This window comes from Aeromicrobium endophyticum (genome assembly GCF_003586285.1).
GTDB lineage: Bacteria > Actinomycetota > Actinomycetes > Propionibacteriales > Nocardioidaceae > Aeromicrobium > Aeromicrobium endophyticum.
In genome coordinates this window covers 2,013,816-2,029,971 of sequence record NZ_QUBR01000001.1, presented here as the reverse complement: position 1 = coordinate 2,029,971, position 16,156 = coordinate 2,013,816, and the positions used below count along the sequence as shown (strand labels likewise).

Annotated in this window: 14 protein-coding genes; 3 read left to right on the top strand and 11 right to left on the bottom strand. The window is 69.3% G+C overall.

All coding sequences use genetic code 11. From position 1 onward, the window contains the following. Positions 1 to 6: 6 nt before the first annotated feature. The 3 genes from exaC to DX116_RS10025 all read right to left on the bottom strand — a co-directional run bounded on the left by exaC (position 7) and on the right by DX116_RS10025 (position 4,838). Positions 7 to 1,530, bottom strand: coding sequence for an acetaldehyde dehydrogenase ExaC (gene exaC, locus DX116_RS10035; protein ID WP_119703946.1), 1,524 nt, complete (start codon positions 1,528 to 1,530; stop codon positions 7 to 9). 95 nt (positions 1,531 to 1,625) lie between these two features. Further along, a complete protein-coding gene (locus tag DX116_RS10030) occupies positions 1,626 to 2,912 on the bottom strand; it encodes a GAF domain-containing protein (RefSeq protein WP_119703945.1) in 1,287 nt (428 codons plus the stop codon). An 84-nt stretch (positions 2,913 to 2,996) separates the two neighbouring features. Continuing rightward, positions 2,997 to 4,838 (bottom strand): glycosyltransferase family 4 protein, encoded by a 1,842-nt coding sequence (locus DX116_RS10025; protein WP_158591964.1) that lies wholly within the window; start codon positions 4,836 to 4,838, stop codon positions 2,997 to 2,999. Between the two features lie 471 nt (positions 4,839 to 5,309). Between DX116_RS10025 and DX116_RS20120 the strand changes: the two genes are divergently transcribed. Further along, on the top strand, positions 5,310 to 5,699 hold the full coding sequence (locus DX116_RS20120) for a hypothetical protein (RefSeq protein ID WP_199715986.1): 390 nt from the start codon (positions 5,310 to 5,312) through the stop codon (positions 5,697 to 5,699). Beyond that, positions 5,696 to 7,285, top strand: coding sequence for a glycosyltransferase family 2 protein (locus DX116_RS10020; protein WP_199715985.1), 1,590 nt, complete (start codon positions 5,696 to 5,698; stop codon positions 7,283 to 7,285). The genes DX116_RS20120 and DX116_RS10020 overlap by 4 nt, the downstream gene beginning before the upstream one ends. Before the next feature lie 6 nt (positions 7,286 to 7,291). Here the strand turns inward: DX116_RS10020 and DX116_RS10015 are convergent, their stop codons facing one another. Genes DX116_RS10015 through DX116_RS10005 form a run of 3 tightly spaced genes read right to left on the bottom strand, consistent with a single transcriptional unit; the run spans position 7,292 to position 9,740 of the window. Further along, complete coding sequence (locus tag DX116_RS10015; RefSeq protein ID WP_119703942.1) at positions 7,292 to 7,996, bottom strand: acyltransferase; 705 nt, start codon at positions 7,994 to 7,996, stop codon at positions 7,292 to 7,294. Next, positions 7,996 to 8,814, bottom strand: a complete 819-nt coding sequence (locus DX116_RS10010) for a hypothetical protein (RefSeq protein ID WP_119703941.1) — start codon at positions 8,812 to 8,814, stop codon at positions 7,996 to 7,998. Before DX116_RS10010 ends, DX116_RS10015 begins: the two co-directional genes overlap by 1 nt. Next, positions 8,811 to 9,740 carry an ATP-binding cassette domain-containing protein gene (locus DX116_RS10005; protein ID WP_119703940.1) on the bottom strand — a complete coding sequence of 310 codons (930 nt, stop codon included), beginning with the start codon at positions 9,738 to 9,740 and terminating at the stop codon, positions 8,811 to 8,813. The genes DX116_RS10010 and DX116_RS10005 overlap by 4 nt, the downstream gene beginning before the upstream one ends. Positions 9,741 to 9,781: 41 nt before the next feature. Here DX116_RS10005 and DX116_RS10000 point away from each other — a divergent pair, with 41 nt between their 5' ends. After that, positions 9,782 to 10,624 (top strand): tryptophan 2,3-dioxygenase, encoded by an 843-nt coding sequence (locus DX116_RS10000; protein WP_119703939.1) that lies wholly within the window; start codon positions 9,782 to 9,784, stop codon positions 10,622 to 10,624. A gap of 110 nt (positions 10,625 to 10,734) precedes the next feature. Here DX116_RS10000 and DX116_RS09995 read toward each other — a convergent pair whose 3' ends face one another. The 5 genes from DX116_RS09995 to DX116_RS09975 form a co-directional block, all read right to left on the bottom strand. Continuing rightward, positions 10,735 to 11,394, bottom strand: coding sequence for a methionine ABC transporter permease (locus DX116_RS09995; protein ID WP_119703938.1), 660 nt, complete (start codon positions 11,392 to 11,394; stop codon positions 10,735 to 10,737). After that, positions 11,394 to 12,422, bottom strand: coding sequence for a methionine ABC transporter ATP-binding protein (locus DX116_RS09990; RefSeq protein WP_119703937.1), 1,029 nt, complete (start codon positions 12,420 to 12,422; stop codon positions 11,394 to 11,396). Before DX116_RS09990 ends, DX116_RS09995 begins: the two co-directional genes overlap by 1 nt. Before the next feature lie 73 nt (positions 12,423 to 12,495). Further along, entirely contained in the window at positions 12,496 to 13,431 is a 936-nt protein-coding gene (locus DX116_RS09985) for a MetQ/NlpA family ABC transporter substrate-binding protein (protein WP_119703936.1), read from the bottom strand. Positions 13,432 to 13,766: 335 nt separating this feature from the next. Further along, positions 13,767 to 15,398 (bottom strand): chaperonin GroEL, encoded by a 1,632-nt coding sequence (gene groL / locus DX116_RS09980; protein WP_119703935.1) that lies wholly within the window; start codon positions 15,396 to 15,398, stop codon positions 13,767 to 13,769. A gap of 180 nt (positions 15,399 to 15,578) precedes the next feature. Continuing rightward, positions 15,579 to 16,142 carry a dihydrofolate reductase family protein gene (locus DX116_RS09975; protein WP_119703934.1) on the bottom strand — a complete coding sequence of 188 codons (564 nt, stop codon included), beginning with the start codon at positions 16,140 to 16,142 and terminating at the stop codon, positions 15,579 to 15,581. Positions 16,143 to 16,156 lie beyond the last annotated feature (14 nt).

The following is a 16,156-nucleotide window of genomic DNA, read 5'->3' as shown; positions in this document are numbered from 1 at the left end:
TGCCCATCAGAAGAAGCCGAGCTTGTTCTCGTCGTACGAGACCAGCAGGTTCTTGGTCTGCTGGTAGTGGTCGAGCATCATCTTGTGGTTCTCGCGCCCGATGCCCGACGACTTGTAGCCGCCGAAGGCCGCGTGGGCCGGGTACTGGTGGTAGCAGTTGGTCCACACCCGGCCGGCCTGGATGTCGCGACCGGCCTTGTAGGCGGTGTTGGAGTCGCGCGACCACACGCCCGCGCCCAGCCCGTAGAGCGTGTCGTTGGCGATGTCGATGGCATCGGCGTAGTCGTCGAAGCCCGTGACCGAGACGACCGGCCCGAAGATCTCCTCCTGGAAGATGCGCATCTTGTTGTGGCCCTGGAAGATCGTCGGCGCCACGTAGTAGCCGCCCGACAGGTCTCCGCCGAGGTCGACGCGCTCGCCACCGGTGATGATGCGGGCGCCCTCCTGCACGCCGATCTCGAAGTACGACAAGATCTTCTCGAGCTGGTCGTTGCTGGCCTGGGCGCCGATCATGGTGTCGGTGTCGAGGGGGTTGCCCTGCACGATCGCCTTGACCCGCTCGGTCGCCGCGGGCAGGAACTGCTCGAGGATCGAGTTCTGGACCAGCCCGCGGCTGGGGCACGTGCACACCTCGCCCTGGTTGAGCGCGAACATCGCGAAGCCCTCGAGCGCCTTGTCGTAGAAGGCGTCGTCCTTGCTCGCGACGTCCTCGAAGAAGATGTTCGGGCTCTTGCCACCGAGCTCGAGCGTCGCGGGGATCAGGTTCTGGCTCGCGTACTGCGCGATCAGGCGTCCCGTGGTGGTCTCGCCGGTGAAGGCGATCTTGCGGATGCGCGAGCTCGACGCGAGCGGAGCGCCGGCCTCGACGCCGAAGCCGTTGACGATGTTGACGACGCCCGCGGGCAGCAGGTCGCCGATGAGCTCGATCAGCAGCATGATCGACGCCGGCGTCTGCTCGGCGGGCTTCAGCACCACCGCGTTGCCCGCCGCGAGGGCAGGCGCGAGCTTCCACGTGGCCATGAGCAGCGGGAAGTTCCAGGGGATGATCTGGCCGACGACGCCCAGCGGCTCGTGGAAGTGGTAGGCGACGGTCTGCTCGTCGAGCTGCGAGAGGCTGCCCTCCTGGGCACGGATCGCACCCGCGAAGTAGCGGAAGTGGTCGACCACGAGGGGCAGGTCGGCGGCGAGGCACTCGCGCACGGGCTTGCCGTTGTCCCACGTCTCGCCGACCGCGAGCATCTCGAGGTTCTGCTCGATGCGGTCGGCGATCTGGTTGAGGATGCCGGCACGCTCCGTGACGGACGTCTTGCCCCAGGCCGGCGCGGCCGCGTGGGCGGCGTCCAGCGCAGCCTCGATGTCCTCGGCGGTGCCGCGGGCGATCTCGGTGAAGACCTTGCCCGTGACCGGCGAGACGTTCTCGAAGTACTGGCCCTTGACCGGCGCGACGTACTCGCCGCCGATCCAGTGGTCGTAGCGCGGCTTGTAGGAGACGACGCTTCCGTCGGTTCCTGGCTGGGCGTACACAGGCATGGCTGCTCCTAGGGGTTCGGGGATGCTGTGACCGTAGTCACAGCACCGTTGCCCCAACGTTGCAGCGCTGACCAGCGCACCAGGTCACGCGCAGGTCAGCCGAGCTCGTCGTCGAGGGCGGCGACGTGGGCCAGCACCTGGGCATGGCGCGGGGACGTGAGCGGGAGGATCGAGAGCACCCGCTCCCACACCTCGAGGTCATCGCGCCCGTGCGCCGTGTCGGCGAACGTCAGCAACGCATCGGCGTCATCGCTGGCCAGCAGCCTCGATCGCACGTGCATGTGCAGCTCGTCGCGGAGCAGCGCGACGGCCGGGGCCGACGACGCCGGCAGCACTGCTCCGCGGTAGCGGGCCACGGCACGTCGCAACCGGCCGCGCTCGAGGTCGTCGCGCACCGCGGCGACATCGGTGTCGACGGCGTTCTTCAGCCGGTAGGGTCGCGACGCCAGCTCGATCGGGCCGAGCACGGCGCGCAGCCGCGAGAGCTCGGCCCGCACCGTGACCTGCGCCTGCTCGTCGTCGCTCAGCGCCACGGCCAGCTCGGCGGTCGTCATGCCGTCGGTCGACTCCGACAGCAGGAGAAGGATCTCGCTGTGCCGCAGGCTCAGCCGTGTGGTCGTCGAGCCGTGACGCAGGGTCGCCCCGTGCCCGCCGAGCACCTCGAGAGCAGGCGCCTGCCAGCCTCGCGAGGCGACCGAGGTGCGAGGCGCCGGGCTGAGCCGCTCGATCCGCAGCTCGGCCTCGACCGCCGCGACCGTGGCCTTCACCAGCGCCAGGCTCTGCGGCGTGACGACCTCATCGCCACCCGTGAGGTCGAGCACTCCAAGGACGGCTCCTGTGTCTGGGTCGTGGATCGGGGCGGCGGAGCAGCTCCATGGTGTGACCTGACGGGCCAGGTGCTCGGCGCCGAAGATCTGCACCGGCTGTCCGAGGGCCAGGGCCGTTCCTGGCGCGTTCGTGCCCGCACTGGCCTCGCTCCAATCGGCGCCAGCGACGAAGTGCATCTGCTCGGCCATCGATCGCAGGCCCGCGTCACCCTCGACCCACAGCAGCTGGCCGGCGGCGTCACTGACGGCCACGAGCAATCCGGCGTCCGACGCACCGTCGACCAGCAGCCGCCGGATGACGGGCATGCCCGCCGCGAGCGGGTGCTGGTCGCGGATGGCCGCGAGCTCGGCGTCGTCAAGTCGGATCGTAGCCATGACCTGCTCCGGGTCGAGCCCTCCCTCGACGCTGCGCCGCCACGACTCCTGCACGAGTCGCCGCACGGCCGGGTCGGTGGAGCCTGTCGCGACGAAGTCGTCGTGTGCTCGGTTGAGGTATCGCGAGAGCGCGGCCGGATCGACGCCTGGAGGCCTCGCGAGGTCCACTGGTCGACCCATGAACCGAGTGTACGACCCAGTGTGATGCGAGTCACGTGACACTTCCTCATCGGTCGCGCCCGCAACCGGCCCGTGCCGCAGCGTTCAGCTGTAGCTCGCGAGCCACGTGTCGACGCGATCGGCGAAGTGCCGGACGTAGCCGTCGGGGTCGTGCCGCTCCCGCACGAGATCGCTGGCCGCGGCGCCGAGTGCGTCCAAGGCGGCCTGATCGGTCCCGATCACGCGACGCAGCATGTCCGTGAGCGAGACGAGGTCGAGCGGCTCGCAGACGAAGCCCGTCGAGCCTTCGACGACCAGCTCGCCGACTCCGAACACGGCCGTGGCCGCCACGGGCCTGCCCACCGCCATGGCCTCGAGCATCGTGCGTGGCAACGACTCCACGTCCGACGCCGACACCAGCACGTCCGCCGCGACGTGCCAGCGCAGGACGTCGCGGTCGACGTCCACCAGCCGGACCCCCTGGAGAGCGGCGGTCTCGACGAACCGGCGGATCGCGTCGGCGTATGGGCCGGCGCCCATGCCCACCAGGACGAGCTCGGTCCTCTCACGCACCTCGTCCGGCAACCGCGAGAACGCGCGAACCAGGGCCAGCTGTCCCTTGCGCGGCTCGACCATGCCGACGCACACCAGGACCCGAGCTTCCTGGTCGAGGCCGAGGTCGGCGCGCACCCCGCGCCTGTCGTGGGTCGCCAGGTAGGCGTCGGTCTCCTCCAGGTCGACACCGTAGGGCACCACGAACGCACGCCCGGCGGGCACGTGGTCGCGGTAGAGATCGAGAGTCGCGCCGGCCACGAACACCACCTCGTCGGACCGCCGCAGCGCATCGAGGGCAACGTCGACCACTGCGTCGGGCACACGTTCTCCGTAGTACTGCCGGAAGAAGGACGCAGGCTCGAAGCTCTCGTGGATCGCCCACGTCGTCGGGAGCCCCAGCTGCTGGAGAGCACGGACCGCGGGATACGCCAGGATCGTGTTGGCCAGCCCACCGACCACCCGCTGCTCCTCGGCGAAGGTCGAGATCCGCCTCACGTACGCGTCGAGGCCGGCGCGGTCGATCGGCGCAGGTCCCGTCACCAGCACGGGGACGCCCATGCCCTCGAGCTCCGATGCCAAGGGCCCACCCGCGCCGGAGACGACGCAGAGCTGCACTCCGCGCGCGATCAGGGCCTCGACCACCAGGTGCAGGTACAGCTGGGCACCGCCGATTCCGAGGTCGTGCGTGGCGACGAGGATGCGCCGCGGTCCCTGCCCCGGATCGCCCAGGACAGCCGCGTGACGCGCAGCCCGAGCTTCTGTCACCGTCGACGCCGTTGCCTCGAGAAGCATGTCGGGGGGTGGCGGCTCGACACTGACGTCGATCGGGTTCAGCGCCACGGTCGTGCCGTCCGCTCCCGTCACCTCGACCGCGATGACCACCTGCTCCTCGCCCCTCGGGATCTCGACGAACGCCTGGAAGCCAGCCACGTCCGACTCCCCGGATCCCGTCGACGAGGTGACGCCGTGAACCCGTCCGGGAAGCGAGTGGCGCGCGCGGACCGGCCGACCGCCCGCCACCGTCACTTCGACACGCGCGAGCGACCCGGGGTGCGTCGCGGTCCCGGACACGGACACGAACCCAGGAAGCACGGGGTCCATCGCGGCGATCGCACCGAACTCGGAGGCATTGGTCGTGCCGAGGACAGTGACTGCGGCAAATCGTGTGAGGAGACCCAGCTCGCCCTCGACGAGATCGTCGGTCTCGACCAGCGCATACGCGCCGACGTCGATCGGCCCCTCGAGGATCCGCGGGTAGTCGACCTCGACGGTCCAGCCGGACCGACCCGACGACTCATGACGTGGGTGTGCCGCGTGGACGTCGGGACGAGGCTCGCCCGTCGCGGCGAGCGCCACCGGTTCGCCGTTGTAGGTGACGACGACGTGACGCACGGGGTGTGCTTCGTGGAAGACCCACCCCCCGACGATCTGTCTGCCCGGCGTGGCGAGCTCGGTGCGCGGCGCATCGATACCGCCCCGCAGCTCACCGCGACGTTCTCGGTCTGCTGACGGCCGGGTCCGGCCGGGCGGTCCCTGTGCAGGATCTGCTGACATGTCAGTGCGATTCCGCCGCCCGAAGATCCCGCCCACCGTTGCCCCTTGCGTAGTACTCGACCCCGTCGACCGCTAGCTCTCATCATGCCAGCACGCGCAACAACAGTCAGGTGGCCAGGCGCGGCGAGTGGACGGAGAGCACGCCGTCTCGCGCATCTCGAGACGGGACACGGCCGCGCGGCGTCGATGGGGCACCCGCACCGGCTGCTTCGCTTGATACCGTCGGCTTCAACGGTCAATGTGTCACGTCGACCAGATCGTGGTGCACGTTGCCGGCGCACCGTCGACAAAACCATCGAAGGAGCCGCGATGCCAGTCAGCCAGTCCGGGGGCGACGGCCTGACCACCGAGTCCTCCCCACGAACGGCTGACGCCGCCCACATGTCGGTCGAGGAGCTCCGGACGGCATGGGTGTCCGTCTCCGACGAGAACGACCGGCTCCGGCAGCAGGTCGACGACCTGCGGGTGGAGCAGCGGCACGCTGCACTGGTGCACCGCGACCACGCCATCGGCATCACGGCCGAGCTCGAGACGTTGCGGGAGCGTCACGCCATGGCGCAGACGCAGCTTCGCAAGGCTCGGGACAAGGCGACGCGGTTGCAGAAGAGCGTGACAGACATGCGGGCCTCGATGAGCTGGCGCCTCGGCCGCAGGCTCGTCCGCCCCTTCGCGCGGCTTCGGGGTCGGTCTCGCTCGTGACCTCACCGCTGTTCACGATCGTCACCCCTGTCTACGACACACCGCTCGACGTGCTCGCCGAAACCGTCGATTCCGTGCGCGCGCAACGATTCCGCGAGTGGGAGTGGATCCTGGTCGACGACCGGTCGCCCGACCCCGCGATCGTCCCGGCGCTCGAGCGCCACTCCGCGGCCGACGATCGCATCCGGGTCATCCGCCGTGACGCCAACGGCGGTATCGTGGCGGCGTCGAACGATGCCGTCGCCGCGGCGACCGGCACGTTCATCGCTCTCCTCGACCACGACGACCTGCTGACCCCGGACGCCCTCGCCGTCATGGCCGCTGCGATTGCTCAGAACCCTGACGACGTCGACTACCTCTACAGCGACGAGGACAAGGTCCTGCCCGACGGCGCGTTCGGGCACGCATTCCTCAAGCCGGACTGGTCGCCCGAGCGGTTCAGGCACCAGATGTACACCAGCCACCTGTCGGTGCTTCGCACCAGCCTGGTGCGCGAGGTCGGCGGGTTCCGTGCCGGATTCGACGGCTCGCAGGATTGGGACCTCGTGCTCCGGGTCACCGAGCGCGCTCGACGCATCCATCACGTGCCCCGAGTCCTCTACCACTGGCGCATGATCGCCGGCTCGACGTCGATGGATGCCGGCGCCAAGCCGTACGCGCTGGAGGCCGGCGCCAGGGCCGTCGCCGGCCAGTTCGAGCGCCTCGGGATCGACGCCACGATCCAGCATCGCCCCGACCTCGGCGTCTACGAGGTGACACGTGCACCAGATCTGACGACCTCCACCAGCATCATCATCCCGACCCGCGGCACGGCCGGCCGGGCATGGGGATCGCTGAGGACGTACGTCGTCGACGCCGTCCGCTCCGTGCGCGAGCGCACGGCCCACGTCGATCTCGAGTTCGTCGTCGTCTACGACGATCCGTCCACACCTCAACACGTCCTCGATGAGCTGTCGGCTCTTCCTGGCGTGGACCTCGTGCTGGTCCCGTTCGACAAGCCGTTCAACTTCAGCGAGAAGTGCAACGTCGGAGCGCTCCACGCTCGAGGAGACGTGCTCATCTTCCTGAACGACGACGTCGAGGCAGCATCGGACGAGGTCATCGGCCAGCTCATCGCCCCGTTGTCCGAGCCCGACGTCGGGATCACGGGCGCGAAGCTGCTGTTCGAGAACGGCCGCATCCAGCACGCCGGGGTCGAGTACGGCTCGTTGAACTCGGCCAAGGGCAGCATCCGCCACTCGATGTACCGCGCGTTGCCGTCGGCAGCCAAGGGCCCCGATCTTCACATGAACCGTGAGACGTCCGCACTGACCGGAGCTTGCATCGCGATGAGGGCCGATGTGTTCCACGATGCCGGCGGATTCACCGAGCAGCTGCCGATCAACTTCAACGACATAGATCTGTGCCTGAAGGTCCGTCGCAACGGGCTGCGGCTGGTCTGGCTGTGCCGCACGGTGCTGTGGCACTTCGAGTCGATCTCGCGCTCGACGACGGTGCACAAGTACGAGGTCGAGCTCATGGTCAAGCGGTGGGGTCCCTACGCATCTCGCCGGGAGAAGTTCTTCACGCGCAACAGGCTGGCCTGAGCCACCTCACGGCAGGTCGGCGTGGCTCCAGGTCACGTCCTCGCGCACGATGCGGGCGGGCCAGCCGGCGGCGACCGTGAACGGCGGCACCTTCTGCCCGCGCACCAGGCTGCGCATCCCGACGACCGAGCCTTCACCGATCTCGGCGTGACCCGTCACCACGGCATCGCGGCCGAGCCACACGCGGGGCCCGATGCGGATGGCGGCCCCGAACGGGTTGAGCCGCTCACCCGTCGCGCGGTCCTCGAGGCGGTGCATGTCGTCGGTCGCGACGTAGGTGCCCGCGGCCCACAGCTGGTCGGGGCCGGCGACGATGCTGCCGCCGTTGCGCGCGTCGACGATCGCGCTCCGCGTGGCCACGAGAGGGCCGTTCAGCACGATGCTCGAGCGCCCGCCGCAGTAGATCTCGCCGGCGGTCAGCACGCACGCCCTGCCGATGAAGATCGTCGCGGCGTCGCCCCCGACGTGCAGGGACGACAGCCACTCCATCGGCGAGCCGACCGCGATCAGCACGTCGCTGACGGGGAAGACGCCCAGACCGGCGACGACCTGGTCGGGCAGCCACGCGCCCGGTGCCGCGTAGAGGACGTTGCCCTGGTCGCGCCACCACGCCGGCAACCCGTCGACGACCGGCTCCCACGACTGCGCGTCGACGAGCTCGGGATGCGCGCCGGCCGCGACCAGGCGCTCACGGTGCTCCGCGGCCAGCATCAGGCGTCACGCCGGACGAACAGCGCGTAGGCGCCGCCGAGGAGCAGAGCCACGAACACCCCCATGACGACGCCGCCCCCCACGGCACCGAACGGCTCGGCCCCGATGGCTCGCTGGACGAATCCGCTGACCGACGACTGCACGAACATCTGGCTGCCCGCGTCGTACGGCAGGTAGCGCAAGATGACCGTGATGCCGCCCTCGCCCTGCGGATCGGACGAGTTGGTCTTGATGAGCACGACGACGCTCTGGATGATGAACTCGAACAGGCTCGGCACCAGCATCAGCACCGCGACGGCTGCCGTCTGGTTGCGCAGGATCGCCGCGAAGGCCAGCCCCGACAGCGCGAAGAGCGTCACGAACAGCACGATGCCGGCCGACACCTCGACGAAGGCCGACCCGCTGGGCATGTCGAGGCCGAACATCGCGATCGCCAGCAGGGCGATCAGCACGCACATCACCGAGGTCAGTGCCGCCAGGACCGCGATCGAGACGACCTTGGCGACGAACACGTGCGTGCGGTGCGGGATGGCGGTCAACGTGGCTCGGATCATCCCGTGGCGGTACTCGTGCCCTGTCGAGAAGACGCCGAGCAGCCCGACGATGTAGGCCATCAGCAGCGGCGCGCCGGTGGATCCGCCGATCGTCGCGAGGATCTCGAAGGTCTCGTCGCCGCCGCCGAACGTCGACGAGGACGCCAGCGACAGGGCGATCAGCACCGCGAAGACGAGCTGGAAGACCAGGGCGGACCCGATCAGCCAGTAGGTCGAGCCGATCGTCCGCAGCCGGACGTACTCGTAGCGGAGCGCGTCGATCACCGCTGCCCTCCCTCGCTCGGGCGGTGGGTGCCGCGGAACTCCTCGGAGAGGCCGGTCGCCTCGAGGAAGGCCTCCTCGAGCGTGGCCTCGTGCGTCGCCAGCTGGTGCAGCCGCAGGCCTGCGGCGTGCGCGGCGTCGCCGACCTGCTCGGCCGTGACCCCTCGCACGACGATGCCGCCGTCGGCGGCGGCGACGGACGCCCCGATCGCCTCCAGGGCCGGGGCCAGGGCGCCGAGGTCGGGTGAGCGGACCGTCACGCTGCCGAGCGAGCTGTGCGAGATGAAGTCGTGCACCGGGCCGTTGGCCAGCATGCGGCCTCGCCCGATGACCACGAGCTCGTCGGCCAGCAGGGCCATCTCCTGGAGCAGGTGGCTGGACACGAAGACCGAGCGGCCCTGCTGCGCCAGGTGCTTGAGCAGGTTGCGCAGCCAGGTGATGCCTTGCGGGTCGAGGCCGTTGCTCGGCTCGTCGAGGATCAGGGTGTGGGGGTCGCCGAGCAGCGCAGCGGCGATGCCCAGCCGCTGCCCCATGCCGAGGCTGAACTTGCCCGGACGTCCACCCCTGACGCCCGTGAGGCCCACCATGTCGATGACCTCGTCGACCCTGCGGTCGTCGATGCCGTTGGGCGCGGCGAGCATCCGCAGGTGGTTGCGGGCCTTGCGCGTCGGGTGGAACGGCTTGGCCTCCAGCAGCGCCCCGACGTGGCGCATCGGGTGGTCGAGGCCGGTGAACGGCACGCCGTCGAACGTCGTGATGCCCTCGCCCCGGTCGAGGCCGAGCATGAGGCGCATCGTCGTGGACTTGCCCGAGCCGTTGGGTCCGAGGAAGCCGGTGACGCTGCCGGGACGCACCGTGAACGACAGGTCGTCGACTGCCCGGTGCGCACCGAAGGTCTTGCCGAGCGACCGAGCTTCGATGAGCGCCATGTGCTCACCCTTTCACGACCGCGACGGCATACGGTTCAGGCATGACGGATCCTTCTGCGGTGCGACCGATCGAGGACGGGGTCGCGACCGACCTGCGCGGCGAGATGACGTACGCCGGCTACCTGCAGCTGCCCACGCTGCTGGCGGCGCAGCAGCCGGTCTCGGACCATCACGACGAGATGCTGTTCATCATCCAGCACCAGGTCACCGAGCTGTGGCTCAAGCAGCTGATCCACGAGCTGCGGTCGGCGATCTCGCTCGTCGAGGCCGACGACCTGTCACCGGCGCTGAAGCGGCTGGCACGGGTCAAGACGATCCAGCGGCAGATGTTCGAGCAGTGGTCGGTGCTCGCGACCCTGACGCCGGTCGAGTACGTCCAGTTCAGGGACGACCTCGGCAAGGCGTCGGGCTTCCAGTCGCCGCAGTACCGCACCGTCGAGTTCCTGCTCGGCAACAAGAACCCCGCGATGATCGCCGTGTTCGACCACGACCCGGTGCTGCGCGACGCGCTGCTCGCCGATCTGGCGTCGCCGAGCATCTACGACGCGTTCCTGGGCTTCCTCGCGCGGCGCGGCCACGAGGTGCCGGCGGCGGTGCTCGAGCGCGATCTCGCCCAGCCGTACGTCGCCGACGCCGGCGTGACCGAGGTGCTGCGCCGCGTCTACGCCGACCCCGACACCCACTGGGACGCGTACGAGATGTGCGAGGAGCTCGTCGACGTCGAGGAGAGCTTCCAGCTGTGGCGGTTCAGGCACCTCAAGACCGTCGAGCGGATCATCGGCTTCAAGCGTGGCACCGGCGGGTCGTCGGGCGTCCACTTCTTGCAGAAGGCCCTCGAGCTGACCTTCTTCCCCGAGCTGCGGGACGTCCGCACCCACCTCTGACCCCCGCCCACCGACGCCGCGAGTGGTGCGTCCTGGACGAAGTGGGACGGCGTGTCTGACCACGACGCACCACTCGGGGACGGGAGTGCACCACTCGCGAACGGGTGCGGCTAGCGGCGCAGCACCTTGCGGGCCCAGGCGTTGCCGGCGAACTGACCGATCTGCACGATCACGATGATGATGAGGATCGCGACGGCGGTGACGGTCCAGTCGAACTGCCGCAGCCCGTACGTCAGCGCGACGTAGCCGAGCGAGTGGACGCCGATGATGCCGGCGAGGGTCGTCATGTCGACGATCGCGACGAGTGCGTAGGTGAAGCCCAGGATCAGCGAGCCACACGCCTCGGGCAGCAGGACCGTCCGGACGACCCGCCACCGGCTCGCGCCCATCGCCCGGGCTGCCTCGAGCACGCCCGGGTCGACCGCCACGAGGTTCTGCTCGACGATGCGCGCGATGCCGAACGCCGAGGCGAACACGATCGTCACGACGGCGTGTCCCTCGCTGATGCCGGAGATGCCGAACCACCGCGACACCGGCTGCAGCACGATCAGGATCAGCACGAACGGGATGGGCCGCATGATGTTGACCAGCACGTTCAGGATGACGCTGACGGGCCGGCTCGGCACGATGCCGCGCGTCCGCGAGACGTAGAGCGCCGTGCCGATGGCCAGGCCGATCGCGCCGCCGACGAACAGCCCTGCGGCAGCCAGCCGCAGGGTCACGATCAGACCCTCGACGAACTCGGGGCGCAGCTCGACCACGCGATCCATCACGCCACCTCCGTCGTCTCGACCAAGGCCCCGACGGCCCTGACGGCCTCGTCGACCGCCGCGGCGTCACCGCGCAGCTCGAGCGTCAGGTGCCCGAACGAGCGACCCCGGACGTCCTCGATACCACCGAAGACGAGCTCGAACTCGACCCCGCGGCCGATGATCTCGGCGAACACCGCCGACTGGCTGACCGACTCGTCGCGGAACGACAGCGTCAGCAGACGTCCGCCGTGCGTGCGCCGCAGGCCCTCGATCTCGACGGCGTCCGGCACGGCGTCGACGAGGGTCGCGACGAAGCGCCGCGTGGCCTGCTCGCGGGGAGCCGAGAAGATCTCGAACACCGGCCCCTGCTCGACGATGCGACCCTGCTCCATCACGACGACGCGGTCGGCGATCGTCTTGACGACGTCCATCTCGTGCGTGATGACGACGATCGTGATGCCGAGCTCGGTGTTGACCTTCGCGAGCAGTCGCAGCACCTCGACGGTCGTCTCGGGGTCGAGCGCGCTCGTGGCCTCGTCGGCGAGCAGGATCTTCGGGGACGTCGCGAGGGCGCGGGCGATGCCGACGCGCTGCTTCTGGCCGCCCGAGAGCTCCTCGGGCCACGCGTGGGCCTTGTCGGCGAGACCGACGAAGTTGAGCAGGTCGGAGATGCGGCGCTGGTGCTCGGCCTTCGGCACCCCGGCCACCTCGAGCGGGTACGCGACATTGCCCCAGACGGTCCGCGACTGCAGCAGGTTGAACTGCTGGAAGATCATGCCGATGTCGAGCCGCACCTTCTGCAGCTGCCGCTCGCCCAGCGTCGTCAGGTCGGTGCCGTCGACGAACAGCTGGCCCGACGTCGCCGGCTCGAGCGCGTTGACGAGGCGCACCAGCGTCGACTTGCCGGCGCCCGAGTAGCCGACGATGCCGACGATCTCGCCCGCCTCGACGGAGAGGTCGACGTCGCGCACGGCGTGGACGGGCTCGCCGCCCTTGCGCGTCGGCGGGAACGTCTTGGAGACGCCCCGGAGCTCGATGAGTGTCATGCGTGGTCCCTCTCTCGCACGCGGACGGTCCCGGGACGCAGGATCGCTGCGTCCCGGGACTGCCGCGGGCCGGTCACTTGGTGGCTGCCGTGTCCTTCTCGACATCGGCGAGCAGCGACTGCAGGTCGGCGGCCGGCTCCTTGACGAGCACGGCGGTGTCGCCCGAGACGTCCTGCAGACTGTCGGTCACGGCCTTGGTGTCCTGGAAGATCTCGACGAGCTTGCGGTACGTCTTGTTGTCCTTGTCGGCGTCGCGGGCCGCGAAGACGTTGACGTAGGGCGCGGCACCCGGCTCGGACGGTCCGTCCTTCGCGATGGCGTCGGCGAACGTCAGGCCGGCCTTCTCGACGAAGTCGTTGTTGATGATCGCGGCCGCGACGTCGTCGAGGCTCGTGGCGGTGATGTCGGCCGACAGGTCCTTGACCTTGACCTTCGACGCGCTCGTGTCGACGCCCGACAGGTCGGAGAAGATCGTCCCGCCGTCCTTGAGCGTGATGAGTCCGGCCGTCTGCAGCAGCCGCAGGCCGCGCGCCTGGTTGCTGGCGTCGTCGGGCACCGCGACGGTCGCACCCGCGGGGATCTCGTCGACCGACGAGTACTCCTTCGAGTACAGGCCCAAGGGGTAGACCGCGGTCGAGCCGACCGGCACGAGCTTCTTGCCGTTCGCGACGTTGTAGTCCGCGAGGTACACCAGGTGCTGGAACTGGTTGAGGTCGAGCTCGTCGGCGTCGAGCGCCGGGTTGGGCTGCGTGTAGTCGGTGAAGTCGACGATGTCGACGTCGATGCCCTCGTCGGCGGCGGCCTTCTTGTAGACCGTCCAGTAGGGATCGCTGGCGCCGACGACACCGATGCGGACGGTCTTGCCGCTCGTGCCCGAGGCCGAGGAGTCGTCGTCACCCGACGTCAGGACGTAGGCGAGCGCCGCGACGATCGCGATCACGACGACGGCGACGGCCGCGATCAGGCCGCCCCTCTTCTTCCGGGGGGCCTCGATGAGCTGGTCGGACATGGTGGTTCCTTTCGTGCCGGCTGGTGGCCGGGGGTGTTGTCAGCGGCGGAGGGTTGCTCCGCGTGACTCCACGCTAGGAACGTCCGGTGCACCGTCCGGACGGTTCTCACCATCTGGGATCCGTCGCGAGACGTGGGTCTCACGCGGTATCGCGAGTGGCGCACACCGGCCCGCGAGTGGCGCAGGCTCGCGGGACTCGCCGTCTCAGAATCGCGAGATCGCACCAGTCGCGGGCCGGGGACGGACGAGGCCGGGGACGGACGAGGGCCCCGTCCCCACGCGGTGCGTGGAGCCGGGGCCCTCGGTGGTGCAGGTGGTGCGTCAGCGGAGTGGGCTCAGAAGCCCATGCCGCCCATGTCGCCCATGTCGGGGGCGCCACCGCCGGCCGGAGCGGGCTCCGGCTTGTCGGCGACGACGGCCTCCGTGGTGAGGAACAGGGCCGCGATCGACGCTGCGTTCTGCAGCGCGGAGCGCGTGACCTTGGCCGGGTCGATGATGCCGGCGGCGATGAGGTCGACGTACTCGCCGGTCGCGGCGTTGAGGCCGTGTCCGTCGGGCAGGTTGGTGACCTTCTCGGCGACGACTCCGCCCTCGAGACCGGCGTTGACCGCGATCTGCTTGAGCGGCGCCGAGGCGGCGACGCGCACGATGTTGGCACCCGTGGCCTCGTCGCCCGACAGCTCGAGCTTCTCGAACACGGCGGCAGTGGCCTGGACGAGCGCGACGCCACCACCGGCGACGATGCCCTCCTCGACCGCGGCCTTGGCGTTGCGGACCGCGTCTTCGATGCGGTGCTTGCGCTCCTTGAGCTCGACCTCGGTGGCCGCGCCGACCTTGATGACGGCGACGCCGCCGGCGAGCTTGGCCAGACGCTCCTGGAGCTTCTCGCGGTCGTAGTCGGAGTCGCTGTTCTCGATCTCGGCCTTGATCTGGTTGACGCGGCCCAGGATCTGGTCCTCGGAGCCACCGCCCTCGACGATCGTGGTCTCGTCCTTGGTCGTGACGACCTTGCGGGCGGTACCGAGCAGCGTCAGGTCGGCGTTCTCGAGCTTGAGACCGACTTCCTCGCTGATGACCTCACCACCGGTGAGGATGGCGATGTCGGCCAGCATGGCCTTGCGGCGATCGCCGAAGCCCGGAGCCTTGACGGCGACCGACTTGAAGGTGCCGCGCATCTTGTTGACGATCAGCGTCGCGAGGGCCTCGCCCTCGATGTCCTCGGCGATGATGACGAGCGGCTTGCCCGACGCCATGACCTTCTCGAGGACGGGGACCATGTCCTTGACCGACGTGATCTTGGAGTTGACGATCAGGATGTAGGGATCGTCGAGGACGGTCTCCTGACGCTCCGGGTCGGTGACGAAGTAGCCCGACAGGTGACCCTTGTCGAAGCGCATGCCCTCGGTCAGCTCGAGGTCGACGCCGAACGTGTTCGACTCCTCGACCGTGATGACGCCTTCCTTGCCGACCTTGTCCATCGCCTCGGCGATGATCTCGCCGACCGTGGTGTCAGCAGCGGAGATCGAGGCGGTCGCCGCGATCTGCTCCTTGGTCTCGATGTCCTTGGCCATGCCGAGCAGCTGGGCCGAGATGGCTTCGACAGCGGTCTCGATGCCCTTCTTCAGACCCATCGGGTTGGCGCCGGCCGCGACGTTGCGCAGACCCTCGCGCACCAGCGCCTGGGCGAGGACCGTGGCCGTCGTCGTGCCGTCACCGGCGACGTCGTCGGTCTTCTTGGCGACCTCCTTGACGAGCTCGGCGCCGATCTTCTCGTAGGGGTCCTCGAGCTCGATCTCACGGGCGATGCTGACGCCGTCGTTGGTGATCGTGGGAGCTCCCCACTTCTTCTCCAGGACGACGTTGCGACCCTTGGGGCCGAGCGTCACCTTGACGGCGTCGGCGAGCTGGTTCATACCGCGCTCGAGGCCGCGACGGGCTTCCTCGTTGAAAGCAATGGTTTTTGCCATGGTTGAGTTTCTCCGACTTGGTTGTCGACGTGGGGATGGTCAGGCGATGCCCGCGACGGACGAGTGCGGCGTGTGGCGAACCCTTCTCGCCGCGGCCCGCACCCTCATCGATCTGACCGGTGCTTCCAGACGTTCATGTCTGGCACTCTCACTATACGAGTGCTAATCAACGCAACGCAATCAGGCAGGTGCGGCGACGTCGTACGTCAGCTCGGCGAACGGCCCGCGGCGCTCGACCGATCGGAGGGTCAGGCGATCGGAGCGGATGTCGCGCGGCAGCAGCGGAGCCCCCGCGCCGAGGGTCACCGGGGCGATCGTGACGGTGACGCGGTCGAGCAGCCCGCGATCGGCGAGCTGACCGGCGAGGTCGCCGCCTCCCATCAGCCAGACGTCGCGGTCGCCGGCCGCAGCGACCATCTCGGCGTGGGCCTGCTCCACCGGCGCGCGGGTGAATCGGATGTCGGCCCCGACGACGACGGGAAGATCGCGCGTCGTGAAGACCCAGCACGGCCGGTCGCCGTACCAGGCCGTCCAGGTCTCGGGACGTTCGAGGAGCGACTCGTGCTCGACGACCCACTCGTAGGTCGACGAGCCCATGGCCAGGGCCCCGACCCCGTCGAGGAAGTCGCCGATGCCGCCCTCTTCGTCGTCCGCGCCGGGCACGTCGAAGAGCCACTGCAGCGAGTGGTCGGGGGTCGCCAGGAAGCCGTCGAGGCTCGTCGCGGTGTTGTAGATCGTCGCCATGGTGTGACCGTAGC